Origin of the sequence: Chryseobacterium oranimense, assembly GCF_900129755.1 — a bacterium.
GTDB lineage: Bacteria > Bacteroidota > Bacteroidia > Flavobacteriales > Weeksellaceae > Chryseobacterium > Chryseobacterium oranimense.
Genome location: NZ_FQWT01000005.1, coordinates 100,537 through 125,968, shown reverse-complemented (window position 1 = coordinate 125,968; position 25,432 = coordinate 100,537). Strand labels below are relative to the sequence as shown.

25 protein-coding genes and 3 tRNA genes are annotated in these 25,432 nt (G+C 36.9%); 17 read left to right on the top strand and 11 right to left on the bottom strand.

Annotated features, from left to right (window positions below):
- From BUB03_RS15545 to BUB03_RS15525, 5 genes are all read left to right on the top strand, one after another.
- Positions 1 to 1,176: a cysteine desulfurase family protein gene (locus tag BUB03_RS15545; RefSeq protein ID WP_073064817.1), complete on the top strand. Its 1,176-nt coding sequence runs from the start codon at positions 1 to 3 to the stop codon at positions 1,174 to 1,176.
- 85 nt (positions 1,177 to 1,261) lie between these two features.
- The gene (gene trxA, locus BUB03_RS15540; protein WP_040995543.1) at positions 1,262 to 1,579 is read left to right on the top strand and encodes a thioredoxin; all 318 of its coding nucleotides are present in this window, start codon (positions 1,262 to 1,264) and stop codon (positions 1,577 to 1,579) included.
- A 134-nt stretch (positions 1,580 to 1,713) separates the two neighbouring features.
- A tRNA-Asp gene (locus tag BUB03_RS15535) sits at positions 1,714 to 1,787 on the top strand.
- A 33-nt stretch (positions 1,788 to 1,820) separates the two neighbouring features.
- Positions 1,821 to 1,894: transfer RNA gene (locus BUB03_RS15530), tRNA-Asp, on the top strand.
- Between the two features lie 32 nt (positions 1,895 to 1,926).
- Positions 1,927 to 2,000: transfer RNA gene (locus tag BUB03_RS15525), tRNA-Asp, on the top strand.
- A 95-nt stretch (positions 2,001 to 2,095) separates the two neighbouring features.
- Here the strand turns inward: BUB03_RS15525 and BUB03_RS15520 are convergent.
- Positions 2,096 to 2,776, bottom strand: a complete 681-nt coding sequence (locus BUB03_RS15520) for an aspartate/glutamate racemase family protein (protein ID WP_073064815.1) — start codon at positions 2,774 to 2,776, stop codon at positions 2,096 to 2,098.
- 218 nt (positions 2,777 to 2,994) lie between these two features.
- Between BUB03_RS15520 and BUB03_RS15515 the strand changes: the two genes are divergently transcribed.
- The 3 genes from BUB03_RS15515 to BUB03_RS15505 all read left to right on the top strand — a co-directional run bounded on the left by BUB03_RS15515 (position 2,995) and on the right by BUB03_RS15505 (position 7,601).
- Positions 2,995 to 5,127 (top strand): hypothetical protein, encoded by a 2,133-nt coding sequence (locus tag BUB03_RS15515; RefSeq protein ID WP_073064812.1) that lies wholly within the window; start codon positions 2,995 to 2,997, stop codon positions 5,125 to 5,127.
- A 567-nt stretch (positions 5,128 to 5,694) separates the two neighbouring features.
- The gene (locus BUB03_RS15510) at positions 5,695 to 6,453 is read left to right on the top strand and encodes a response regulator transcription factor (RefSeq protein WP_040995618.1); all 759 of its coding nucleotides are present in this window, start codon (positions 5,695 to 5,697) and stop codon (positions 6,451 to 6,453) included.
- 113 nt (positions 6,454 to 6,566) lie between these two features.
- Positions 6,567 to 7,601, top strand: a complete 1,035-nt coding sequence (locus BUB03_RS15505; RefSeq protein ID WP_083538962.1) for a L,D-transpeptidase — start codon at positions 6,567 to 6,569, stop codon at positions 7,599 to 7,601.
- Here BUB03_RS15505 and BUB03_RS15500 read toward each other — a convergent pair.
- The 3 genes from BUB03_RS15500 to BUB03_RS15490 all read right to left on the bottom strand — a co-directional run bounded on the left by BUB03_RS15500 (position 7,594) and on the right by BUB03_RS15490 (position 10,204).
- Positions 7,594 to 8,121, bottom strand: coding sequence for a hypothetical protein (locus tag BUB03_RS15500; RefSeq protein WP_040995620.1), 528 nt, complete (start codon positions 8,119 to 8,121; stop codon positions 7,594 to 7,596). The two genes, BUB03_RS15505 and BUB03_RS15500, sit on opposite strands and share 8 nt — an antisense overlap.
- 2 nt (positions 8,122 to 8,123) lie before the next feature.
- Complete coding sequence (locus BUB03_RS15495) at positions 8,124 to 9,446, bottom strand: retropepsin-like aspartic protease (protein WP_073064809.1); 1,323 nt, start codon at positions 9,444 to 9,446, stop codon at positions 8,124 to 8,126.
- Positions 9,447 to 9,565: 119 nt separating this feature from the next.
- On the bottom strand, positions 9,566 to 10,204 hold the full coding sequence (locus BUB03_RS15490; protein WP_040995624.1) for an alpha/beta hydrolase: 639 nt from the start codon (positions 10,202 to 10,204) through the stop codon (positions 9,566 to 9,568).
- Between the two features lie 227 nt (positions 10,205 to 10,431).
- Between BUB03_RS15490 and BUB03_RS15485 the strand changes: the two genes are divergently transcribed.
- Positions 10,432 to 10,854: a hypothetical protein gene (locus BUB03_RS15485; protein WP_073064806.1), complete on the top strand. Its 423-nt coding sequence runs from the start codon at positions 10,432 to 10,434 to the stop codon at positions 10,852 to 10,854.
- Between the two features lie 103 nt (positions 10,855 to 10,957).
- Here BUB03_RS15485 and BUB03_RS15480 read toward each other — a convergent pair whose 3' ends face one another.
- A complete protein-coding gene (locus BUB03_RS15480) occupies positions 10,958 to 11,596 on the bottom strand; it encodes a response regulator (RefSeq protein ID WP_073064803.1) in 639 nt (212 codons plus the stop codon).
- The gene (locus BUB03_RS15475; protein ID WP_073064800.1) at positions 11,583 to 13,586 is read right to left on the bottom strand and encodes an ATP-binding protein; all 2,004 of its coding nucleotides are present in this window, start codon (positions 13,584 to 13,586) and stop codon (positions 11,583 to 11,585) included. The genes BUB03_RS15480 and BUB03_RS15475 overlap by 14 nt, the downstream gene beginning before the upstream one ends.
- Positions 13,587 to 13,889: 303 nt before the next feature.
- Here BUB03_RS15475 and BUB03_RS15470 point away from each other — a divergent pair, with 303 nt between their 5' ends.
- Positions 13,890 to 14,390 carry a hypothetical protein gene (locus tag BUB03_RS15470; protein WP_139258881.1) on the top strand — a complete coding sequence of 167 codons (501 nt, stop codon included), beginning with the start codon at positions 13,890 to 13,892 and terminating at the stop codon, positions 14,388 to 14,390.
- 146 nt (positions 14,391 to 14,536) lie between these two features.
- On the opposite strand, the gene tyrS is transcribed toward BUB03_RS15470, so the two are convergent.
- Positions 14,537 to 15,832 carry a tyrosine--tRNA ligase gene (gene tyrS, locus BUB03_RS15465; protein ID WP_073064794.1) on the bottom strand — a complete coding sequence of 432 codons (1,296 nt, stop codon included), beginning with the start codon at positions 15,830 to 15,832 and terminating at the stop codon, positions 14,537 to 14,539.
- Positions 15,833 to 15,945: 113 nt separating this feature from the next.
- Here tyrS and BUB03_RS15460 point away from each other — a divergent pair, with 113 nt between their 5' ends.
- From BUB03_RS15460 to BUB03_RS15445, 4 genes are all read left to right on the top strand, one after another.
- Positions 15,946 to 16,506, top strand: a complete 561-nt coding sequence (locus BUB03_RS15460) for an RNA polymerase sigma factor (RefSeq protein WP_073064790.1) — start codon at positions 15,946 to 15,948, stop codon at positions 16,504 to 16,506.
- A gap of 216 nt (positions 16,507 to 16,722) precedes the next feature.
- Positions 16,723 to 17,589: a lipoyl synthase gene (gene lipA, locus BUB03_RS15455; protein ID WP_040995633.1), complete on the top strand. Its 867-nt coding sequence runs from the start codon at positions 16,723 to 16,725 to the stop codon at positions 17,587 to 17,589.
- Positions 17,590 to 17,672: 83 nt separating this feature from the next.
- On the top strand, positions 17,673 to 18,122 hold the full coding sequence (locus BUB03_RS15450; protein WP_073064788.1) for a hypothetical protein: 450 nt from the start codon (positions 17,673 to 17,675) through the stop codon (positions 18,120 to 18,122).
- Positions 18,123 to 18,125: 3 nt separating this feature from the next.
- Positions 18,126 to 18,389, top strand: coding sequence for a hypothetical protein (locus BUB03_RS15445; protein WP_073064786.1), 264 nt, complete (start codon positions 18,126 to 18,128; stop codon positions 18,387 to 18,389).
- Positions 18,390 to 18,395: 6 nt separating this feature from the next.
- On the opposite strand, the gene BUB03_RS15440 is transcribed toward BUB03_RS15445, so the two are convergent.
- Positions 18,396 to 19,256, bottom strand: a complete 861-nt coding sequence (locus BUB03_RS15440; RefSeq protein ID WP_073064784.1) for an AraC family transcriptional regulator — start codon at positions 19,254 to 19,256, stop codon at positions 18,396 to 18,398.
- A 199-nt stretch (positions 19,257 to 19,455) separates the two neighbouring features.
- Between BUB03_RS15440 and BUB03_RS15435 the strand changes: the two genes are divergently transcribed.
- Positions 19,456 to 20,655: an MFS transporter gene (locus BUB03_RS15435; RefSeq protein WP_083538959.1), complete on the top strand. Its 1,200-nt coding sequence runs from the start codon at positions 19,456 to 19,458 to the stop codon at positions 20,653 to 20,655.
- An 80-nt stretch (positions 20,656 to 20,735) separates the two neighbouring features.
- Here BUB03_RS15435 and BUB03_RS15430 read toward each other — a convergent pair whose 3' ends face one another.
- On the bottom strand, positions 20,736 to 21,116 hold the full coding sequence (locus BUB03_RS15430) for a SpoIIAA family protein (protein WP_040995641.1): 381 nt from the start codon (positions 21,114 to 21,116) through the stop codon (positions 20,736 to 20,738).
- 112 nt (positions 21,117 to 21,228) lie between these two features.
- Here BUB03_RS15430 and BUB03_RS15425 point away from each other — a divergent pair, with 112 nt between their 5' ends.
- The gene (locus tag BUB03_RS15425; protein ID WP_073064782.1) at positions 21,229 to 22,434 is read left to right on the top strand and encodes an NAD(P)/FAD-dependent oxidoreductase; all 1,206 of its coding nucleotides are present in this window, start codon (positions 21,229 to 21,231) and stop codon (positions 22,432 to 22,434) included.
- A 40-nt stretch (positions 22,435 to 22,474) separates the two neighbouring features.
- On the opposite strand, the gene BUB03_RS15420 is transcribed toward BUB03_RS15425, so the two are convergent.
- Positions 22,475 to 23,059, bottom strand: a complete 585-nt coding sequence (locus BUB03_RS15420; protein WP_040995644.1) for a Crp/Fnr family transcriptional regulator — start codon at positions 23,057 to 23,059, stop codon at positions 22,475 to 22,477.
- A 195-nt stretch (positions 23,060 to 23,254) separates the two neighbouring features.
- On the opposite strand from BUB03_RS15420, the gene BUB03_RS15415 reads away from it, so the two are divergent.
- Entirely contained in the window at positions 23,255 to 23,941 is a 687-nt protein-coding gene (locus BUB03_RS15415) for a hypothetical protein (RefSeq protein WP_040995646.1), read from the top strand.
- Positions 23,942 to 24,015: 74 nt separating this feature from the next.
- Here BUB03_RS15415 and BUB03_RS15410 read toward each other — a convergent pair whose 3' ends face one another.
- A complete protein-coding gene (locus BUB03_RS15410) occupies positions 24,016 to 25,209 on the bottom strand; it encodes a vWA domain-containing protein (RefSeq protein WP_073064780.1) in 1,194 nt (397 codons plus the stop codon).
- Positions 25,210 to 25,432 lie beyond the last annotated feature (223 nt).

The following is a 25,432-nucleotide window of genomic DNA, read 5'->3' as shown; positions in this document are numbered from 1 at the left end:
ATGAACAAAATATATTTAGATAACGCTGCAACAACCCCTCTTGCCGAAGAAGTCATAGATGCAATGGTGAACACCATGAAGATGAATTTCGGAAATCCTTCTTCTACCCACAGCTTTGGTCAGGAAGCGAAGATTCTTATCGAGAATGTAAGAAGACAGTTGGCAGATTATCTTCATGTAACTCCTGCGGAGATTATCTTTACTTCGTGTGGAACAGAGTCAAACAATATGATCATCAAATCCAGTGTAGAACACCTTGGAGTTGAAAGAATCATCAGTTCTCCGCTGGAACACAAATGTGTTTCGGAGAGCATTTTAGATATGAAGAACAGAAAAGGAGTAGAGGTAGTCTATATCCGTCCTAATGAAAAAGGAGATATTGATCTTAATAAGCTGGAAGAACTTTTAAAATCTTCAGATAAAAAGACTCTGGTAAGCTTAATGCATGCCAATAATGAGATTGGAAATATTGTAGACATTAAAAAAATTGCAGAATTATGCAAAGCAAACAATGCTCTTTACCATTCTGACACGGTGAAGACTATGGCTCATATGAAATTCGATTTTTCAGATATTCCTGTAGATTTTGCTTCCTGCAGTGCCCACAAATTCCACGGCCCGAAAGGAGTAGGTTTTGCTTTTATCAGAAAGTCAACCGGATTGAAAGGAATTATTACCGGTGGTCCTCAGGAAAGAAGCCTGAGAGCGGGAACCGAAAATGTAGCCGGGATCGTAGGTCTTGGAAAGGCTTTAGAGCTTTGTATCAACAATATGGAGGCATATGCTGACCATATAAGAGAAATTAAAAAATACGCTATTGAACAACTATCTGCAAAGGTTCCGAATATTAAATTCAACGGACGAAGCGGCGAGATGGAGAATAGTGTTGACAGTGTCTTGAGTGCATTACTTCCATACAAAGATCCTTTGATCGGGCTTCAGCTGGATATGAAGGGAATTGCAATCTCTCAGGGGAGTGCGTGCTCGTCAGGAGCATCGAAACCATCCATGGTCATGATGATGGTGCTTACAGAGGACGAAATGGAGCATTGTACGCCATTACGTATTTCTTTCAGCCATATGACAACAAAAGCAGATATAGATGCTCTGGCAGAGGCTTTAGCTGAAATTTCAAAAGACTTCGCTATAGAAAAAACAAATGTTGAGCATAGATAGTCTTATTGCTTAAAAAGCGTAATTTTGAATATCCAATTAAGGATTGAAATAATAATATAATATTAATTTAAATAAAAGAAACAAAATGGCTTTAGAAATTACGGACAGCTCATTTCAGGAAACGGTTTTAAAATCAGACAAGCCGGTATTGGTGGACTTTTGGGCAGTATGGTGCGGACCATGCAGAACTTTGGGACCAATCATCGAAGAAGTAGCATCAGATTTTGAAGGAAAAGCAGTAGTAGGAAAAGTGGATGTAGACAACAACCAGGAAATTTCTATGCAGTATGGTATCAGAAATATTCCTACTGTTCTGATTTTTAAGAACGGTGAAGTGGTAGATAAATTAGTTGGTGTGGCTCCAAAAGAGGTGATCGCAGAAAAACTAAGTGCACACTTATAAAAAAAATAACTTTGATAATGAATGCCTTCCATTTTTGGGAGGCTTTTTTTTAACAAATAATTTGCAGGGAATTAAAAAAGGTGTAATTTTGCAATCACAAAAAAGAAACAACGTTCTTTATTACAACAGAAAATGATCCGGTAGTTCAGCTGGTTAGAATGCCGCCCTGTCACGGCGGAGGTCGCGGGTTCGAGTCCCGTCCGGATCGCAAAAGTTTATAATTTACTTTTAAAAAAAATTAGATCCGGTAGTTCAGCTGGTTAGAATGCCGCCCTGTCACGGCGGAGGTCGCGGGTTCGAGTCCCGTCCGGATCGCAGAAGTTTTCTCAATTTCTTTTAAAAAAATTGATCCGGTAGTTCAGCTGGTTAGAATGCCGCCCTGTCACGGCGGAGGTCGCGGGTTCGAGTCCCGTCCGGATCGCAAGATCTTAAATCCCTTCAAGTTATTGAGGGGATTTTTTGTTTGTCTTTATTTGCTTAACCTAAGAACTGAAGAAGATAAGAAATATTGCATTCTTATGAAACAATATACTCCACAATAGCTTCACAGTGTATTTTTGTAGTGTCAAAAACAGGGATTGTAAAATCATTCTGGCTGATTAGTAAAGGAATTTCCGTACAGCCCAGGATAATACATTCTGCACCACGGCCGACAAGATCTTCCACAATGGAAATATAATTAGCTTTGGTTTCAGGATTAATGAATCCAACTCCCAATTCTTCCTTAACAGTATGCTGGATGTAATCTCTCGTTTCCTGCTTTTCCGGGATGAGTACCTCAAGCCCGTATTCTTCAAGTTTACTTCTGTAAAAATCCATTTCCATGGTGAACTTTGTTCCCAGCAATCCGACCTTTTTTAAGCCAGCTTTACGGATTGCTTTTGCAGTTTCTGTTCCGATATGAATAATGGGAAGCTGTAAGGCAGCTTCAAGTTTATCTGCGAAGAGATGCGCTGTGTTTGCACACAGAACAATACAGTCTGTACCACTATTTTTCAAATGTTCACAGGCATTAAATAACAATTCATAAGAATGAACCCATCCTTTTGCCTGAATATCTCCGAAATTCAGAGAATATATCATACATTCGGCAGCATTCAGCCCTCCCAGACTGGCATTCACTCCTTCGTTGATGAATTGATAATAATCTAATGTGGATATCCAGCTTATACCGCCTACCAGTCCTATCTTTTTCATAAACTTTGTTATTTACTGTTGGTACAAATCTAGAGAAAGTTTTCAATGTACTTTATCTGGTTGATCTATTAATTCTTTACCAGCGGATAAAAATTTTTAATTATTCAGTGATTTTTGTTGCGTCAGCTTTTGGCGTTACCCGCTCTTATATTTGCTTCAGAAGATTTCCTGCAGGAATTTCTATTATAACTGATTATTAACAATTAAAAAACGAAATTATGCCTATTGAAACAGAAATTTTTTTTTCAACAAATATACCTTCACAAGATGCTGAGTTGGTACAGTTGATAGATAGCTACACAAAAGAAAATGTTAATTATGTAAAAACGGTTACAGGACTTGATGGATTACCTGTAGATGCAACAGGAAGTAATCTGGATGGTTTTATTTTCAGAAAAAGACCTACTGGGGAATACTATAAAAGAGTATTTGAGAATGGAGTAAATGTATTGTGGTTTAAGGCGAAAACATCTGGTGCAGCAAGTGATTTTGAAGCATTACATATGGCTCACGATTTTGCAACAAAAACCAATTACAAGACCCTGTTATTTCCTGAAACCTGTGATCTGGACCTGGAGAATAACTTACAAGGGTTTTCAAAAGGAATAATATTGAAATTTGAAGGCGGAACCCTTAAAAATGCTCAGCTTTTTGGTGATCATACCATGATACAAGCGGCTCCATATCCTATTTTCCTTGGAACAACCTCTTTATCTGGATCATGGAAAGGTCCAGATGGTTATGCTTATCCGGAATGGTTTGGAACATTACCTTATGAGGAAGGTTCTGTTGACTTAAAAGATAGCCTTGAAAAATTAGAACCATTCTGGAATATTAAATTTGGAAAAGGTGAGTATTATTCGAAGAAAGGAGAAATACCGGTAAGATATTTTGAAGGAACTTCACAGGATCATTCCATTATTAAAATTGAACTTCCGGAAACAGACTCCGGACAAACAGTAAGGTATGGATTATGTCTTGGGAAGTATGAAGGTCTCATATTAGACCCGGCCGATCAAGATGGACCTTCTATCAGAACTTATTTTAATACTTTGAGAGAATTGGCAGTTATAACGACCTCCAAGATAAGAAAAAGAAATTATTCGGGGGTTGTTATGGGAAATGCCCATGGCGGAAAAATTGAAAATGTGATTATTCAGAACCGGGATAATATGAAGATGGACAAGAACGATTTAGAATATATATTGGAAAATATTGAAGAGAGATATAAGGATGCTAATATTGGTCTTGAGTTCCGTGGCTGCTCAGAGCTGTGTGTTATCAATAACTTAGAAACCTCTTCAGATGTAGGTATAGGTTTTAATACAACAATGAATGATTCCCCTCGTAAGCAGGAGCAGGGAGTAGACTGGCCGTCTGTATACAATTTTACCTCGGATTGTAATGAATTTGGATTGGCAAATGTATTTTTTGGAGCACCTAATGTTTATAATTTGGTAATGAACGGAATTCAAAGTTGGAACAGAGGAATGTACGGTTTGTACTCATGTAAGGTTAAACCTAATTACTGGACTTCCTTTAGTCACTGTTCTATCAGTAATGTAAGAATTGAACAGCTTACCGAGCTTAAGAATGCGGACGGTAGTATGAGAACGACAAGTATTTATATTGATGAACAGGATATTATTGAAAATTTTATTTTTGAAAACATAAGGGTTTCCGGTCATTCCAATGGAATTTATGTAAGAGCACAACGAGGATATATTGAATTTAGGAATGTTTCAGGTGGTGTAGATGTTCCGTTGCAATATTTGATCAATACCAACCATGGGCCTAATTCTCCTTTTGAAGTTAGATTGAAAAATATAACCTGTAGTATAAACTATCCGCTGATTCATAACGGTGGAATGGTTATTGACCACCATTACTATGATAAAATCCCAGCTGATAAAAACAAAATCAATTATCATGATGTAAGTATTGTAAGAAAAACTGATGTTATCTATAAAAATGAATTTGACGGTTCAAGGAGTTTTATCCAAAAAAAGATAAGTCCAGACAATTCACTTTGGCTAAAACTTTACTATAGCCATCCAACAGACCCGGAAAATCCTGAAAATAAGTGGAGTGCAGATGAAAAATTTGTCTTTTACGATATTAAAGCATTTTCAAACTCGTATGCACTTAATGCAAATTTAACAGTATTTAGAAATGGAACTTATTATGCCGGAGTATATGATACGTCAAAGATTTTTATTGGTAATACAGCAAATGCACAAATGGGTAAAATCAATATTGTGTACGAGACCTCCACAGGATATTGGTTTTTGATCAATGAATTGGGAGACGGTGAAGTACATTATGAAATTAAAGGATTAATTAAAAAATAAAATAATTAAACCGAAAGGCTTTCCGAAATGGACAGCCTTTTACTTTACACAAAACTGGCAGTATTTTAAGTGCTCCACGTTCAAAACAATAAAAACAAAAATTACTGCCTTAAGACAGTAATAAGATCAGCAGTATGATGTTTCGATCGTTTGTGTGTTTTTTTAGAAATTCGGGGGATGCTGATCATAAGTGCTGCTTTAATTCGGCCGTTGTTGCTTATATTTCAGTCAGAATTAACCTTGCAGGTTGAGTTATTTACGATAAAAACTTGATGATGAATCTATTTAACTTGACCGAATCATTTACATGCAGCTTCTTTATTTCATGGTTATTGATTACATTATTGAAGTAAAATCTATAGGATGAATCAACAGCAGGTTTAAAACCGAATAAAATCAAAGTGTTTCATCTTCAGATTGTTAAATTTCTTTTTTTGATACGAATTGATGGTTATTTTAACAAAATTAGGCCACCGTATTTTGATATCCGCTACACTTTTGTGTAGATTTGCTTATGGATCAGAAATACTACTCTTTTGGGTAGTCATTATCGATTTATAAAATTATATGGAAGAGATCAACAGATTTTTTAATGATAAAAATGAGGTTCGCAGTGATGCTGAAATAGACCGCAGCCAGGCAGGAGAATATCTTGAGGCTGTAAAAGCATTTTCCAGACTTACTTATCAGAGCCTGTACGTCATAGATTATCAGACCAGAGCTTTCGAATATGTCTCGGATAATCCATTATTTTTGTGTGGAAAATCTGCAGAAGAAGTAAAAGAGATGGGGTATGCCTTTTATTTTCAAAATGTAAAACCTGAAGATGTGGAGCTTTTAATTAAGATCAATGAAGCCGGTTTTGATTTTTATGAAAAAATTCCTGTCAATGAACGTAAACTTTATTCCATTTCTTACGACTTTCACCTCATAAACGGCAAGAAAAATATGTTGTTGGTTAATCATAAACTTACACCGATGTTCCTTACGGAAAAAGGTCAGATCTGGAAATCACTGTGTATCGTATCACTTTCCGGCAATACTTCGGCCGGCAATATTGTAGTAAGCAAAGAAGGGTCCGATGAACTCTGGAAATATGATCCTGAAGCAGATCGGTGGGAAAAGGGAGAGAAAATAAAGCTTTCCCAAAGAGAATACGAAATCCTGGGCCTGTATGCCAGCGGACAGACTATTAACGAAATAGGAGAAAAGTTATTTATCTCTGCCGATACTGTAAAATTTCACCGTAAAAAGCTCTTTGAAAAAATTGGAGTAAATAATATTGCAGAGGCTCTTACCTACGCAAAAACCAATAAACTTCTGTAAACCAATATACTTTCATACCGTTTTTTTACGGTATTTTTTATAATGTCTTTCGGGTTTCAATTTTAGGTCTGATATTTGCACAAGATAGCCAAACTAAATAGCCTGTTTTATTTATGAAAAACATATCTGTGAAGAAATCATTTTTATATGCACTTTTTTGTGCTGCCATGCTTATTTCGTGTAAAAAAGAAATAGAAAAAATAAGCGATACTTTTAAAGATACGGTTTCATCATCAGAAGCTCCCGGTGTGGAAAAAGATTCCATAAAGAAAGATTCTGTTGTGAAAAAAGAATCTGTCCCGCCTGCAATGCAGGAAAACGGTTTCTATAATGCCTTTGTTCTTCCCAAAGATAAAAAACTCAGGGATTCTGTATATGCGGAATTCAGTAAAAAATACAATGAGAAAGAACGGTATGCAATTCTTGCACTGAACCGACTGGATTCTAAAAATAAATGGAATGCCGATACATTGGTAGTTCCCGCAAAGATAGACACGACCCTGATGGAATATTCACCTTTCCCAATGCAGCTTGATATATTGAGCGGAGTGAAGAAATTCGTGATTTTCTCTTATCCTATACAGGCTTATGGGGTATACTCCAATGGAAGCCTGGTAAAATGGGGACCAACAAGTATGGGAAAAAAGGCGGCACAGACAACCCGCGGACTTACTTTTGCCAACTGGAAAAAGAAACTTTCAATTTCAACGGTAAGCAGCGAGTGGAAGCTTCCTTATAATTTTAATATTCATAATTCAGGAGGTATCGGATGGCATCAGTATGACCTTCCCGGTTATCCCGCCTCGCATTCATGCCTGCGTCTGTTGATGAAAGACGCCCAGTGGCTATACTCCTATGCAGATACATGGATTCTGAATCCGGGAGGTGCCACTACCAAAGCAAAAGGAACTCCTGTAATGGTGTTTGGTGATTACAAATGGGGCGGCAGAAAACCATGGAGAAAACTTTTAGATGATCCCAATGCAAATAATATTTCTGTGGAAGAAATGACGAAGCTTTTAGAACCTCATATTGACAAAATGATCAAAGAACAGGACAACAGGGAAAAAGTGTCAGATTCTATTAAAGCAGCTAAGGCTATGGCACCTGTTCAGGATGAAAAGCCTGCTGAAGTTCCGGCTAATTAATTTTCTTTTCGAACTGCGAAGTAGATTCTTCGGCGAACCGTCTAAGTTTAAGCATTTCTTCTTTACCCTTATGCTGCCCGAATCTGGCTGCCGCATAAGTAAGAAGAATAAAAAATAACATAACAAATGAAGCGTTGAGAGCCCACGGGAAATCAGCGCTTTTAATTTGTTTTTCTACGTAATACATCGTAAAAAAAGTCATCCACAAGATGGAGAAGGAAAAATAAAGGAACATGAAGAAGGTCCACACCGCAGAGCTGGGACCGAAAACTCCCCGTATAGCTGTTTCCCCGTCTTCTATTTCTATCCGTAAAGACAGTCTCGGTTTCCAGTAATTATCATATTTCGTTTCCACGCATATGGTGGCTACTTCCTTATTGATGTTTCCGGAAAATTCATCTTTATGGTCGGCAAGGTATTTCTTTAAGTTCTCCGCATACTCTTCTTTGGTAAGATGGGTAAACATTTTGAATCTCGGCCGTGTTCTTATTTTATCGATTGTGCTTTCTTCTGTCTTCATATTTATTCTTGGTATGGGATAGGGTCTTCCAGTACAAAATTAAAAGTCATTTCCTTATTCTTTCTCTGGATGACCATCGTGATAGTTCTTCCTTCTTCGGACTTCATCATTTCCATGATCTTTTCCATGGTCATATCGGCGGTGCGGTTTCCGTTAATGGTGATCACACGGTCATCTTTCTTCAATCCTGCTTTAAACCCCGGGGAATCTTTTCTTACACCGGCTATGGAAAAGATAGGTTTTAAAATGAATTTATACTGAAAATTATTGATCACAGAAACTTCAGTATTCGCTTCAGATAATTTTTTAGGTTCAATTTTTACCCGGTCTTCCTGCCATTCAAGGCCATCCTGCTTAAAATCCAGCCCGCTCATATTAAAATGAAAAGGCTCATCAAAGTTCTTATTTTTTTTAAGATACAACTTTCCGCCCGGATAATCGAAAATTACAGAGAACCTTCGCATGATTTCGCCCCCCACAGATCCTTTTCTGTCTTTTACAAGGGTTACATGCTGGATAGAATATTCGTCAGGCATAGCAGTGAGAGGCATTTCGAATTTAAAATCTCCAAGGTAAAAATTGTGAATACGGCTCCTTTTCCCGTAAATATCTCCATTGAATCCGCGACCCAGGTAATCATCAATATTCGGCCTGTTGTATACAAAATCTTTGATAAGAGTAGGGAAGAGCCATATTGCATCGCTGTTGCCGAGATCTATCAGCAGTTTTGAGTTTTTCTTTTCCTTTGTCATTTCTACATCGGCAATGAGGTAAGGCTTATCATTTTCCACGGTCATCGGCATCTGTTCAAACTTCCGGATTTTCTTTTTAAAAACATCATCATCCTGGTAGACGGTGATTTTTTTAGAGATATAATCTATCGAAACCGGATGATTCTTAAAAAAATGATATCCGATAACGCCGTTCACCGGAATCCCTATATGGGATGAAATATTGAACTCTTCATCTATAACAATATACAGGAGCATAGAAGAATTGATGATATGATCACCTATTTTGGCGGTATTACGGTCAGATTTAAAACCGTCAATACTTACATTTCCTCCGAGACCCGAAAACTTGATCTTTTCAATGTTCTGTAGTTTAACCTCTTTATTGTCCAGGCTGAAAAGAATGGTTTCCGCAACGCCCGTATCAAGCATGAAGGTGAGCTCAACACCATTTACATTGATGGGAATGAAAATAAGATTATTGATAAGCTTGAAAGGAATAACCGCTTTTTTGACGTTAACCAGCTCAAAAGAATTCTGTGCATCTATAAAAATGCCGAAGAATAAGGCCAGTAAAAAAAGCTTGAGTTTCATTTACTGAATTTACTGAAATAATCCTGATTATCCATAAAAAAACATTCCAAAAACAGGAATGTTTGTATAAACCGCAATGCAGCAGTGGTATTTGTTGAAATTATTTTAAACGGATAGAGTTATTTCGAGAAGAAATCCATCAGATCCATATAGTTCTTCTGATTCACACCGTGTCCGCTCATATATTCTCTGAAGGTAAAATAGCAGCTCAGATCATAAAGCAGATCTGCGGCTTTTCTTCCCCATTCCATTGGGATAACAGCATCATCAGTTCCGTGTGAAACAAAGAAACGCAGCCTTTCCAGCTTCTTTTTGTCTTTTACGATACCGTCCAGAAGCTTCTCCTCGGGATAGCTGCTGAGGCAGGCTACATAATTGAACAGCTCCGGATGTTTTAAAGCTAAGGCATAGCACAAAATTCCGCCCTGGCTGAAACCGCACAGATGGACCTTGCTTTCTGTAAGTCCGTAATGGTTAATAATTTTTAATATATTTTCCAGCACACTGTCCAGGGATTCTTTAGCCTGGGAAATGTCGATAAAATTTTCCGGATTATTGAAATCTATATCAAACCAGGAATAGCCCTCAAACTGAGTATCCCTTGGTGCTCTGAAACTTACGATAAGCCAGTCGGCGGGAAGGGTTTCCCTGAAGCTGAAAAGATCCTGCTCATTGCTTCCGTAGCCGTGAAGCATAAAAAGAACAGTGGTATTGGGAGTAATATGTTCCGGTTCTCTTACTATATAATCTAAATTCATACAGCAAATATAATTAATAAATCATATTATAAATCCAAAATACAGATGCTCTGTTTTATCCCTGATTACTCAAGAGGAATGCCTGCTCAAAGATAGGCTGTTACTGTTATTATGCTTTTTTGCTGATTTGATATTATTTGGAAAACTTTATTGGAAATTTTTCATAAAAGTTATTTTTATATTAATAAAAAACCTATATTTGAAACATTAAAAATCTATTTGGAGAAATGAAGCAATTTTACAAATCAAAAAGTTTACTTAGACTTTCTTTTTTATTCGTTTTATTATTTTCGGTAATTACTGTAGTTAATTCTTGTAAAAAGGATGACGATGAAGACGAATTCACAGATCACGTTGTTCAGTTTGAAGTAAAAACAACTACCGGAGGAGTGATCAGAGCTATCGTAACACAGGTAGGAACCACAAAAACTGACATTTTTGATCCTGTAGGAACTACATGGGCAAGTGGTGAATTTTTTGTAAATTCAAGCCAGGCTCAATTAAACCTTGATGCTAAAGCAGATCTTCCGGATGCAGACTCAGAACTGGTAGTTAATCTTTGGATAGACGGTGAAATTGTAAGAACCAAAAAGATGGTGGGAGCAGGACCGCTGGTCGCTTCAATTGATTACAGTTTCTTAGAATTATAGAATAACTTTACTTATATATTAAAGAACCGCTTTTTTTAAGCGGTTCTTTGTTTTTATAAACAGATCCTATTGCTTCAAAGTTTTCATTAAAATTTATCAGCATTTATTCCTCTATTAATTGGAGCTGTATGGCACGGTTAATAAGTTCCGTAGAATTTCTCGCCTGGAATTTTTGCAATAAATTTTTACGATGGGTATCTACAGTAAGAGGGCTGAGGAAAAGTTCTTCAGCAATCATGGCACTTGTTTTCCCTTCCGCTACCATCCGGAGGATCTGTTTTTCCCGTTTGGTGATCCTTGGCACAGGAAGATCGTTCTGTGAAGGTCTGCTGATGATCTGCTTTGTTTCTTCACAAAAAACAATATTTCCCGAAAGAGCCCCTTTGATGCACATTACCAGTTCCTCTATTGATGTGTTTTTAAGGATATATCCGCTGGCTCCATTTTGGATTGCCTGCATGATAATGCTTCGTTCCGAACGGTTGCTGAACATAATCACAGAAGTTTGTGGGGATATTTTTTTGATTTCCAAGCAAAGTTCTGTCCCGTTGGCATCCGGGAGTGTGATATCCAGAAGAACGATATCTGTTTCATTGGTCCGGAGAAAGCTGATGAGGTCCGAACCGGATGTAAAAGTTTCTGAAACAGTAAGAAACGATTGGCTTTTCAGCATCATTTTTAATCCTTCTATAACGATGGGATGGTCATCTACGATAACGATATTTATTTTATGAGACTGCATGGGTATTTAATTCAATATTAATAGTGGTTCCTTCGTCATCCGAATTGATCTCCATTTTGCCTTTAAGATAATCCACTCTGTTTTTAAGATTATGAAGGCCCATACTTTGAGATTTCCTGTAATCTTCTTCTTTAAATCCTTTTCCGTTATCTTCTACAGTGATCATGAAGTTTTCATCGGATTGCGAACATTGCAGCAGTATATTGGTAGCTTCCGAATGTTTAACGGAGTTGGCCAGTAATTCCTGTGCAATTCTGTAAATATGAAGCTGTATGGATAAAGGAGTGCTTTTGCTAATGTTGATAGCCTGAAAGTCCACCTTAAGATCTTTCCGGATATAGAACTCACACAGGTCTTTAAGAGCGGTTTCCAGTCCGAAGCTTAAAAGGGATTCCGGCATCAGGTTTCTGGCCACGTGGCGCAGTTCGGTAACGGAGTTATCCAGTTGGTTTAGAATTTTGTAGAAATCTTTATTCCGGTCTGCTTCAAGATGGGTTGAAGACCAGGTAGAAAAATTTATTTTAACCCCGGCAAGCATTCCTCCAAGGCCGTCATGAAGATCTTTGGCAATACGGGCTCTTTCTCTTTCTTCTCCTTCCAGAATAGCCTTTGTAAGAGCTAATTCTTCCCTCTGCTGGATTTCCTTTATTTCCTGCTGAAGATTTATTTCGCGCTGTTCCGAAATTTTTTTATTCTTTTTAAAATTTAAAAGACCTAAAATGATAAAACCGGCTGATAACAGGGAGGCAAGCCCCAGAATCCACATGTATTTGTTTTTCTTGCTGATTTCCAGCTGCTTTTGCACTAATTCTTTATCCCTTTCGGATTTTCTGTATTTTGCTTCAAGAATGGCAATATTTTTATGGATAGAAACCGTATTCAGGCTGTCAAAAGAATCTATATATCGTTCAGCATACAGGTTGGCTTTAGTTGTATCCTTGAGTGCGGTATAATTTTTAGAAAGCTCTTTTAAAACTTCCTGCTTGTTTTTTTGGTAGGGAGTGCTGGCATAAACTTCTTTAAAAATCTTATTGGATTTTCCGTAGTCTTTCAGTTCACTGTTGAGCTGCCCCTCAAACAGCTTTATTCTTTCTGCAATAACTGTATTTTTATATTTTTCTGCATTGCTCAGTCCTTTGGCAAAAAGTTTTACCGCTTCCGGGTAATTTTTTTGCTTCATATGATAATATCCTAAAGTGCAGTAATAGAGTGAATAAAAATTGGATTCCGGATAATCTTTGATGATCGCGTAGGTTTTCTCTAATTCTGCATTGGCCTGAGACATTTTGTTTTCTCTCATCAGAGCATCTGCCTTAAACAGAACAGCTTCGCCCTTAATCGCTTTGGACTGCGCTGTCTGCCTTTTCAGTTTATTGATAGAATTTTCAGCCAGGTTCATATATTCTACTGCTTTGGGATAGTCCTTTGAGTTATAGAACAAGACCCCTATACTTTTATACAAAGCTCCTGTAAGTTCGTAATCTTTCAGGGATTTGGCCAGAGGTATTGCTTTATTCGTGATGATGTTCATAGACTCTACTTCCTTATTCTGAATGATCCTGAATAACGCTTTATTCTGGAACATGATGATCCTTATTTTTTTAGCTTCATTACTGTTATATTTTTTTAAAAGCAATTCTATGTTTGTAAAATCTTTTTCAAGAAGATTGACGGCATCGGGCTTTGTATAGTTTATAATGGACTGATAATAAAGTCCTATATCTCTGTACACAGGACTGTTGGAAGAGCTTTCCAGACCTTGTTTCAGATACTTCTGATAATTTTCAATATCCTGTTTGGTAAAATAGGTTGCGGCAATCTGGTAAGACTTAATGGCTTTTACCGTATCAACAGTTTCATTGTTGGCAGCCATAACCAAACTGTCAAAATTATTATTCTTTTTTTCCAGAGAATAAAAGTAAAGAGACTGTGCCTCAATATTGAGTATGCCGAAAAGTGATATTAATAATGCAAGTAATTCTCTTCTCATGCTTTTTGTGTAATCATGATTTATATTATGAATATTTTATGAAAGTATTAAAAAAAATAATATGCTCCTGTAGCATGCTTCATTTTTTTAAGGTAGCAATTTGGAGACAGGCATAAAATACCTAAAAACAGGTAGATGTAAATACTGTTTTTTATGTATTGTCCCTGTCAGGCATACGGAATAGTTTTGTGATACACATCTGAATCAACTTTAAAACATAGAATGATAAATACGAAGGGTTTGATGAAAAAAATAGAAATAAATGCAGATAAGAATTAGTTTAAAAAATAAAATATGAGAATTATGAAAAAAATCAATTTACACGGAACATTCAGAAATGCAGTTGCTTTTTTGATGACAGCACTTCTCTTAGGCTTTGTATCCTCATGCAGCAAGGATGATGACGATGTTGATGCAGGAGGAGGAGTTGTAGGTGGAGGCGCCAATTATAAAATAACAGTTACTTTGAACGGGGTAAATTCTACCGATGATTATGTTTCGGTAGTTGCTTCAGGAAGTGATCATCAAAACAGTACTTCTATATGGAAAATTAATGGGACCATTCAAAACGGACAAACAGCTGTGGGATTAAACGACAATAGTTTTACCGGTTCTACCAAAACCTATATTATTGAGACCAATTCCCCTATTGCAGGCCTGGCAGCTTCCATTCAGGTGATCAATTATAACTCTTCCATTACAGGAACTTATAAAATAGAAAAAAACGGAACCGCAGTAGTTAATGAAACTATTAATTTAACAACCAACGGGGCCGATTTTACAAAGCAGTATTCATTCAATTAAATGATTATTTATATACAAACAGTAAGACTTTATAATTTTATGTTTAACTCTCTTCAAAGATGAAGTAACTTTTCAGGTTATTTTGTATTAAAAAAGAGCGGCTTTGATTCCAAAGCCGTTCTTTCAAATAATATCATTAAAGATTTTTACTGTACCTTCACAATAAAGTAGCTTTTCTTACCCTTTTGAAGCAGCAAGAACTTGCCGTCGATAAGATCGCCTTCATTAGCTGTATAAGTATCATTTACTTTTTCTTTGTTTACAGAAACTGCATTTCCTTTGATTTCCCTCTGAGCCTCGCTTTTAGACTTCAAGAATCCTGATTTTTCAGAAAGAAGATCAACTATGCTGATTCCCAAAACATCAGCTTTCGGAAGCTCTTTTTGAGGAACACCGTCAAAAACCTCAAGGAATGTTTCCTCGTCAAGGCTTACAAGGTCTTCAGCGGTTGAACGTCCGAAAAGAATTTCTGAAGCTTTAACCGCTTTTTCGTACTCATCTTTGCCATGTACCCAGACTGTTACCTCTTCCGCTAATTTCTTCTGAAGCTTTCTTTCGTGGGGAGCTGTTTTATGTTCTTCAATCAAAGTTTCAATTTCTTCTTTACCTAAGAATGTATAGAACTTAATGAATCTTTCGGCGTCATCGTCGGTTGCGTTCAACCAGAACTGATAAAATTTGTATGGTGATGTTTTCTTTTTATCCAGCCAGTAATTTTCACCGCTTTCCGATTTACCGAATTTAGAGCCGTCTGCTTTTGTAATCAAAGGAACCGTTAAAGCAAATGCTTCCCCCTGAGCCTTTCTGCGGATCAGTTCAGTACCGGTGGTGATGTTTCCCCACTGGTCAGAACCTCCCATCTGAAGCTTCACATTATTATTCTGATACAAATGAAGGAAATCATACCCCTGAATAAGCTGGTAGGTAAATTCCGTAAAACTCATTCCGTCTGCTCCGCCATCTCCTGAAAATCTCTTTTTTACAGAGTCTTTCGCCATCATATAATTAACGGTAATGTTTTTTCCTACATTTTTAGCAAAGTCAAGGAAAGAGATATTCTTCATCCAGTCATAATTATTGACCAGTTCTGCTTTATTTGGACCGTCCGCATCAAAATCCAGAAATCTTGAAAGCTGGTTCTTTAAACAGTCTACATAATGAAGAAGTGTTGCTTCATCCAGCAGGTTTCTTTCTGCAGATTTTCCCGAAGGATCTCCGATCATTCCCGTAGCACCACCTACCAGAGCAATCGGCTTGTGCCCATGCTGTTGGAAATGTGCCAGAATTTTAATCTGGATAAGGCTTCCGATATGCAAAGAATCAGCAGTCGGGTCGAAACCAATATATGCAGTAGTTACCTCTTTATTCAGTTGTTCATCGGTTCCTGGCATCATATCGGCAAAAAGACCACGCCATTTCAGTTCTTCTATAAAGGAATTCATCTATAATTTTCTTTAAAATTTAACGGGGCAAAGATAAGAAATTCATAAGTATAATAAGAACAGGGAAGCTCACCTATTGGCTTTTTCACTTAAAAAAATTATATTTGTTATTAATGAACGACGAACAGCTATTCCTGCTTATTCAAAAGGCAAAAGAAAAGGACCAGAAGGCCCAGACCAAACTCATCAATATTTTTTGGGTGGATGTTTTTGCTTTTGTGATGAAAAAAGTGAAAGATGAAAATGATGCAGATGAAATCACGGTGAATGTTTTTTCAAAAGTACTGTCGAAGCTGGATATGTACGATCCGCATTTTCAGTTTAAAACCTGGGTGCTGACAATTGCACAGAATACCGTGATTGATTTCTGGAGAAAGAGAAGCCGCGAAAATCAGGACCCTACTGAAAATCTTGATGAAGTTAAAAATCAGTTTGCAAAATCTCCGGAAGAGCTGATGATCTCCAATGAAGAACAGAAAAAGATCATCAAAACCATTGAATCGCTGGATGCCAATTACCAGGATATTATCAGATTAAGATTTTTTGAGGAAAAAAGCATCAAAGAAATTGCGGAAGAACTTGGAATTTCCGTTGCTAATACTAAAGTCAGGGTAATGCGTGCTAAAAAAGTGCTCGCAGAACTGCTTAAGAATAATGAGTTTGATGATCATTAATAATTTACTTTAACCACCCCGTCAAAAATTCCCTGAATTTTTGCCACCCCTCCAGGGGAGGGGAATTTAGATCCGACAAATTTTCGTCTTTGAGGGATAAAAATTCTTCTTATTGAAGATAAACAGTTTTCTTGATTCTTTATTATCTGTTTCATCAATTTTTCCGGTAGATGGTTTCCATTAAAAATTCCTTAACTTTGAACTTCAATTTAAGAAATGGAAAATTTAGTTCAAGATACTACCGTTCAAAAGCCAAAGTGGATCCGAGTAAAACTTCCTACCGGAAAAAACTACAGAGAACTTAGGACTTTGGTGGACAAATATAAATTAAATACCATATGCCAGAGCGGAAGCTGTCCGAATATGGGAGAATGCTGGGGAGAAGGAACGGCAACGTTCATGATCTTAGGAAATATCTGTACAAGAAGCTGCGGATTCTGCGGTGTAAAAACAGGAAAACCGCTTGATGTTAATTGGGATGAGCCAGAAAAAGTAGCACGTTCCATTAAATTGATGAAAATCAAGCATGCGGTTCTTACTTCTGTAGACCGCGATGATCTGAAAGACATGGGATCCATCCTGTGGGCAGAAACCGTGAATGCCGTAAGAAGAATTTCTCCGGGAACCACAATGGAAACACTTATTCCCGATTTCCAGGGAATCACCAAACATATCGACAGACTGGTAGAAGTAGCTCCGGAAGTAATTTCCCACAATATGGAGACCGTAAAACGTCTGACAAGAGAAGTGAGAATTCAGGCTAAATATGAAAGAAGTTTGGAAGTTCTGAGATATTTAAAAGAAGCAGGGCAGAGAAGAACAAAGACAGGGGTAATGCTTGGTTTGGGTGAAACAAAAGACGAGGTTTTCCAGACTATTGAAGACATCAGAAATGCCAATGTAGATGTCATTACGCTTGGACAGTATCTTCAGCCTACCAAAAAACATCTGCCGGTAAAAAGATTCATTACACCGGAAGAATTTGATGAATTGGGAGACTTTGCAAGAAGTTTAGGCTTCAGGCATGTGGAAAGCTCTCCATTGGTAAGAAGCTCTTATCACGCTGAAAAACATATCCACTAAAATATAACCGCTTTATTTAGCGGTTTTTTCATTTATGAAATTAAAATATTTTTTAATTTCATAATGAATTATTGAGATAAATTATGGATTATAGAGAAAATAGCGAAGCAGAAAAGAAACAATTTATCAATAAATTTATTTTTTTTCTTGATTATATTTTTGAAGAGACCAAAAAAGTCGAATATAAATATTTTTCAAATTTAGTTTTAGGAATAAGCATAGTTTTAGAATATAAAAAACATATAAGTACTCAACTTGCTTTTGAGTTAATCAGAAAAGAAGAAGAAAAATCCAATATTTTTTTGACAGATTTGCATAGATCCAATTACGTCAGCTTTTATTCTGATTTTGTTGCCGATTTTGATCCTGATGGATATTGGTCGGATTACCCTAACATATGGAAGGAAGAAATTCCTATATTGGATGATTATTTAAACCAGTTTGAATTTGTAAAAAACCAAAATTTGCAAAACGAATTCAAAGCTAAAATTGAACAGTTTAATATTTTATATATAAATTCTCAAGAAGTATAAGATATGATCAGAAAAATTGAAGTTTTCTCCGCATTAATTATTTTACTTGGAATTGCATTTTATTATTGGATATTAGGAAATCATTTTTCAGGTAAGGAAATAGTACTTTCTGTATTAATTATTTTAAATATTATTGGCCTTATAGTTAATATTAAACATTTTAATTCTTTTAGAAAAGGGACTCATGTATCATATATGGGATATCTTGGAACAATGGCTTTTATGGCCATTACAATGATGTTACAGATTTTAGAACTGGTTAAATAATAGCTCTTAATTCCGCACCTCAATGTTTTTCAAATGCTTTTTCCTGAATTCTGAAGGAGTTTCTCCCGTATGCTGCTTGAACAATTTATTAAAATACGACAGACTTTCAAAACCCACCTGGAAACAAACCTCCGTTACAGAATAATCTTTCAGTAAAAATATTTTAGCCTGGCTGATCCTGTAATTGTTAACAAAATCAGTGAAAGTCATATTTGTCTGCTTTTTAAAATAGCGACAGAAAGCCGGTGTACTGAGGCTTACGATCTTTGCTATTTCGTTGACATTGGGCTTTTTATCATAATTCTCATGGATATAATCGTAAATGGTTCCCATTCTGATCTTATCGTTCATGAACCATTTGATCCTCGTGTCTTCTTTGTTGAGTTCCTTTACTTCGTCCGAACCGGCAAGAATCTGAAGGATTTCTATCAATCCTATCAGGGAGTCAAAAGAGTTCTTATCCTTTATATTATTAAGTTTTTCAATAACGATGCTTTTCGTTTCTCCTGAAAATGAAAGTCCCAGGTATGATCTTTCCAGAAGTTTTTTAATGTTTTCAAATTCAGGAACGGGAAGAATGGTATTCTGAAGGAAATTTTCTCTCATCTGAACCACCAGTTGCCTGCATTCTGTCTGAATGCCATAATCAAAATTAAGATGAGGCACATTGGAGCCTATCAGAACCAGATCGCTTTCTGTAAAAACGGAAATATCCCGGCCTACATGGCGGATGCCATTGATTGCTTCCACATAAACAAGCTCTATTTCCGGGTGATGATGCCAGAAAAAGCAGTTTTTCAAAGAAGGTGAAAAAAGCTTGAAAGACTTTCCGTCTTCAAACTCAATAATTTCTTTCTGAATCTTCATCTTGTTCTCATTTGATTGTTTCTAATTTTAAAAATACGTAAAAAGGTTAATATGGAGCAAATTATGATCATTTCAAGAGAAGTAAAAAACAATATTTCTGGCGAATTTTGCATTTTCAAAGTAAAGATCATAGAATCTTATCTTTATTTTTCAGAAAAAATCACTTAAAAAAATTAATTCGAAAAGAAGTTTATTGACAATGAAGATTGATAAAAGAATAATACCGCTGGCTATAGGCGGTCTTGGAATAGGAACTACAGAGTTCACCGTAATGGGGCTGCTTCCCGATATTGCCCATACCTTGAAGATTACCATTCCTGAAGCAGGTCACTTGATTTCGGCTTATGCCATGGGAGTTGTAATTGGAGCCCCGATCCTGATCGGGTATTCAGTGAAATTTCCGCCTAAGAAAGTGCTGATGGTTTTGATGATCCTTTTCACACTTTTCAACGGACTTTCTGCGGTAGCTCCCGATTACACTACGATGCTGATCATCAGGTTTATGTCCGGGCTTCCTCACGGAGCGTTTTTCGGGGTAGGAACGGTAGTTGCATCACGAATGGCCGGAAAAGGGAAAGAGGCATTTTACATATCCTTAATGTTTACAGGACTTACGATTGCCAACCTCATCATGGTTCCTCTGGTTACCTATATCGGACATGCTTATCACTGGAGGCTGTATTTCGCAATTGTAGCATTTATCGGTCTTTTTGCCATATTGTTTCTTAAATTATGGCTTCCTGCGACAGAGGCCAACCAGGATACTCATTTCCTGGAGGAGCTTAAATTTCTTAAAAACAAACAGTCATGGCTGGTTTTAGGAATTACGGCCATTGGATTCGGAGGACTTTTCACATGGCTCAGCTATATTACGCCTTTAATGACAATCGTTGCAGGTATCCAGTCCAATCAGATGGCTTACGTGATGATCCTTGCGGGGGCGGGAATGGTTGTTGGAAACCTGGCCGGAGGATTTATTTCTGACCGTCTGGGACCTGAAAAAACATGTGTACTATTAATCTTCCTGATGATGATTTCTCTGGCAGGCGTATTTTTATTGGCAGATCACCAGAATATGGCGCTTATCCTGACTTTTGTATGCGGGGCTTTGTCTATGTCTGTTGCCGCACCTATCAACATCATGATGATGAAGGCTGCGCCTAAAAGTGAAATGATGGCTGCAGCATTTATGCAGGCAGCTTTTAATATTGCTAATGCGATGGGGGCATTTTTAGGAGGAATTCCTTTGGAATACGGATTTTCATTCAAATATCCTTCATTGGTAGGAGTAGGGATGACGTTCATTGGTCTTGTCATCAGTTTAAGATACAGATATCTGTATGGTAAAGAAACTCCTGATGCTGAAACTGCAGTAGAATGCGTGCCGTGTGATAAATAAGGTTTAAAATCAACAGTTTAAATACAAAAAGAGACTTTGTTCACCATTGAACAAAGTCTCTTTTTCTTTATAGAATAATGCTAAACTTCTACTTCATTGCCGTTTTTACACCAATAAAGCGCATTATACAAATTTTCTTTAGGGAAAGATTTAAACTCTCCCGGCATCAGAACACTGAAGATATCCGTAAAGTTCTGTACTCCCTCTTTGTCTGTAACAATAGCTGTACGGTTCCATTTTGTAAGGTTTTGTAACCCTAAAAATGCATCTTTAAGCCATGCTCCCATGGTAAAATTATCCAGATCAGTATCCAAATACAATAAGTAATTCAGTTCTCCGAACTGATCTACCTTTTCTTTTACATGAGGAATGACAAGGTTGTCAAAATCTTCTTTAGTCACTTCTCCGGTCGCATTGAATGCCGCAACATTTTCCGGAGCTTCTGGAATAATAGTTATCATAGTAATTATTTTAGTGGTTGGATTTAAACTGGGTACAATAATTGCACCATAAATTGGCAAAAAATCGTTAAAGTACTTATAAATGTTGTTATTTTAAATGTAATTTTCAATTATGGATCTAAAATCGAATGAACCTTTCTGGCTTTTAAAAAACGGATTAACAGCTTCATATCCGTCTCTGAAATCAAATGAAGAATGTGATGTTTTAATTATAGGCGGCGGAATTACCGGAAGTCTTATTGCCCACCAAATGGTCACTGACGGCTATAAAACTATGCTGATTGATAAGCGGGAGATTTGTAACGGAAGTACTTCTGCGACCACTTCAATGCTGCAGTATGAAATAGATATTCCTCTCTATGAACTTACAGAAATGATAGGAGAAAAAGGAGCGGTAGAAAGTTACAAAGCCTGTTCTGATGCCATTGATATTCTTGAAAAACTTACAAAAATAATCAGGTCCGATGCAGGTTTTAAACGTAAGAAATCTTTGTATTTTGCTTCAAAGAAGAAAGATGTGAATTGGCTTAAAAAGGAATATGAAGCAAGGAAGAACGCAGGTTTTAAAGTTAAATGGCTGGAAGCAGATCAAATTGTAAAGCAGTTCGGATTTGAAAATACTTACGGCGGTATTGTATCCGTCCAGGGCGCCAGTATTGATGCTTTTAAATTTGCTCATGAGCTATTGGGTTACAATATAAAAAAGGGATTGAGGATCTTCGATAAAACCGAAATGAAAAAAGTAGAATACCATAAAGGTTTTAATCTGGTGACAGTAGACAGTGGTTTTCAGATAAAAGCAAAAAAAGTCATCTACTGTATCGGCTATGAAAGCAAAAACCTGCTGAAAGAGAATTTCGTCAATTTAAAAAGTACCTATGCAATGGTTTCGGAAATTGATACTGATACCTTCAAGAATATAAACAGCACGCTGGTCTGGAATACAGATGACCCTTACATTTATATGCGGACAACGGATGACGGAAGACTCCTCATAGGCGGTGGTGATGAAGACTTTTACGATGCCGAAAAACGAGACATTCTTCTGAACAAAAAGGAAAAGGAAATTCTGAAAACGCTGAAAAAAATAAAACCTGATTATCATTTCTATACAGATTTTGTCTGGGCCGGAACCTTTGGGGAAACCAAAGACGGACTACCGTATATCGGGGAACACAAAAAGTTTAAGAATTCTTATTTTGTCCTGGGATTTGGAGGGAACGGAATTACTTTCTCTGTAACCGGAATGGAAATGGCCTCCCGGTTTATGAAAAATAAAAAGCACCTGTTGTCAGAATATTTTAAGTTTGGCAGATAGGCAGATAGGGCAGGTGGCTGAGGTACTTGAAGCCACCGGTTTACTTTTTATTGTTGGGATTGAAATATCTTTTTTTCAGTCTGCTTAATGAAACAGGATGCACGCCCAGGTAAGTGGCCAGATCTTTAGATTTTACCCTTAAAATTAATCTGGAATCCTGGCTAAGCAAATGGAGGTATCTTTCTTCGGGAGTTAAATGAAGAAATGCCGAAAAATTAAGATAGATTTCCTTAGCAGTATTCTTCCAAAACATTAATAGCAGTGTTGAGATATGGGGATATTCATTAATAACATTTTCCAAATCATTATAATTAAATAAAAATACTGTTGTTTCTTCCAGAGTTTCATAGGTAAGCGATGAAGGACGTTTCTGCATTAAAACTTCCAGAGATCCATACACACTATTTTCATGAAAAAACCAGACTGTTTTGTTATTTTTGTCATAAGCACGTATTAATCCTCTTTCAATGATGCCTACATACTCTGTTTGTTCACCTTTATGTAATACTATTTTATTGGCAGGATAATTTATTATTTTTACCATCCCCAATAGTTTCTGTTTATCATTTTCGTCCAAATATTTGTTTTGCTCAAAATAGATTTTTATAAATTCATCGTAATCCATACCGTGTATTTTAATTAGGAATTTATAAATTATTATTCAATTTATTTAGACAATGAATGTAGATTTAATTCTATAATTAACATTTGTTAATTAGTGTGTTAGCGTTGGATAATAAGTCACTAATTCATGAAATGATTGTAGGTGTATTCTACCTCTAAAATTTAAATTTGCTTTACAATACAAACCATACAAATCATGAAAAGCATAAGAAAAATTTTAGTTTTGCTGTTATTTCTGTTTACAGCAAAAGTTTGGTCCCAGGTAGGTATCAATACAGAAAATCCGACTGCAATGCTGGATGTAAATGGTAATTTCAGACTTCGCGTGGCAGAAAAATGTATAGAAACATCTTGTGCAGATTCTCTTTTGGTGAAAAGCAGCGGCGGGTATGTTCAGACTGTCTCAAAAGATGAGATATTGAATTCAGGCGGGAGATCCTATGTTTCAGGTACAGGAGTAAATCCCACCATTCCCCTGGTTGTTATTGCAGGATTTACCAATTGGTTAAAGATAGCATTTGATAAAGAGCTTATAGATGAGCATAACGATTTCGACATATCCAATAATACATTCACAGCACCAAAAGATGGAATTTATGGGGTATTTGTACAAATAAAGGCCTCAAACCTTGTTTCTGCTGACGATTTGGGAGTGGGGATTTTTGTGAAAAAAGGAACTGCTGCGCCTACATTAATGGCGGAAGAAAGCTACTTAATTGCAAGTGTCCTTTCCATTAATGTGTCGCCACCAGTAAGGAAAACCCAGACTATGGTTGCCTTGAATGCAGGAGACCAGATGTTCTTTGGAGTAAAAACAACACTTGTTTCTTTAAATTTAGTTTCAGGAGGTTCATCCCTCTTTAATATTTATCAGATAAAATAGGAGTATGAGGAAACTTTTTACTATATCTTAACTTGGTAGAAGCCGTTTCAGTTTTGAAACGGCTTTTTTAGTAATTACAAGCTGTAGCCATTCTTTCTGGCTAATTCTATAACAGAGCTTTCGATGGCTTTTCCAAGATCGTCGGTATCCGTAGTCCCTCGTTTCTTCATTTCAGCATCAATGAAGTTCTGGCGCTTTCTTGACAGCTCCTCGATCTCTTTCTGGATCTTTTCACGTTCTGCAGACTTTACAGCAACAGCTTTTTTAATCTCCTCCGTACTTTTTCCTTTCAATTCGGCAGGAAGCGCATCTTCTTTTATTGTGGCAATGAAGCCGGCATCTTTTTCAGCCTTATCTACCAGGTCCCAGTGATCATTTTTGTAAGCATTTTTCTTAGATTTTGCAACCGTTCTTTCTACATAACTGGATGCTGACTGCACCTCAGCATTTCTGTCCTGGGCCGCCTGTTTAAGCTTATATTCAGAACCGTGACTTCCGTAGAATATGTAAGTGTCATTTAATTTTGTGTTACATTCTGAAATTTTCACATCATAAGGTGTTTCAATATAAATGACCTTTCTGTCGCTATCGATATTGAAATATTTTCCGTCCCCTAGCGAAGCCCCGTTTTGCCAGAAGGTCTGAATTCCCTCATCCCTGCTTCCGCAGAAAATAGTATTGGTATAGATATTTTTACTTTTGGCTTTGGAAATTACCTCCTTGTAATTCACCCTTCCTTGGTCAAACGGCTCATTACCGGCAATGTAAATCAGTTTCATGCTTTTTTCATTGCCATCCCAGTTCAGGTTCATGGATGCATCCCGGATTACAGCACCGCAATATTCACTTCCTCCATTGGTTCTCAGGGAGAATAATTTCTCGGAAACCAGATCCAGATCCTGCGTAAGAGGGGTTACCTGGCGGATGTAGTTATCGTCCCGGATACCGTCGTTCCCATATTCATAAAGGGCAATTTCAATCTGCGGAGCCTGTCCGTTGTATTTCAATGTGGTTAATGTATTCACAATGTTCCATAGTCTCGATTTTGCCTGATCAATCAGTCCGTCCATGCTGTTGGATGTATCCAGAAGAAGCGCAACCTGAATTTTATTATCCTTTGAATAGGTCGGAAGGTCTTTTGCAGAAGCATTTTGAATAAATGCCATTCCATCTGCCGTATTACTGTTTGAGCATCGGGTGTCTGGTAAGCTGCCGGAGCTTAAAAAAGCGGTACCTGCAGCCAATGCTAAGATTTTTAAAGCGGTCATAATACTATTTTTTATGGGTTATCTGTTGTAATATTGGATCTGCATCTTTTTCAAATACTTTACTTCATAAGAGAAAATGATCTTATTCAGTCCTTTCTTTTGTATGGTTTATGATCTGGCAAGATTCAGATTTCAGTTTATTAATTTAAATTCCTGAAGTAAAATTATCTGTATTTATAGCTGAAAACCAGAAGACTTGGTGAACATTCACTTTCACTTGGTG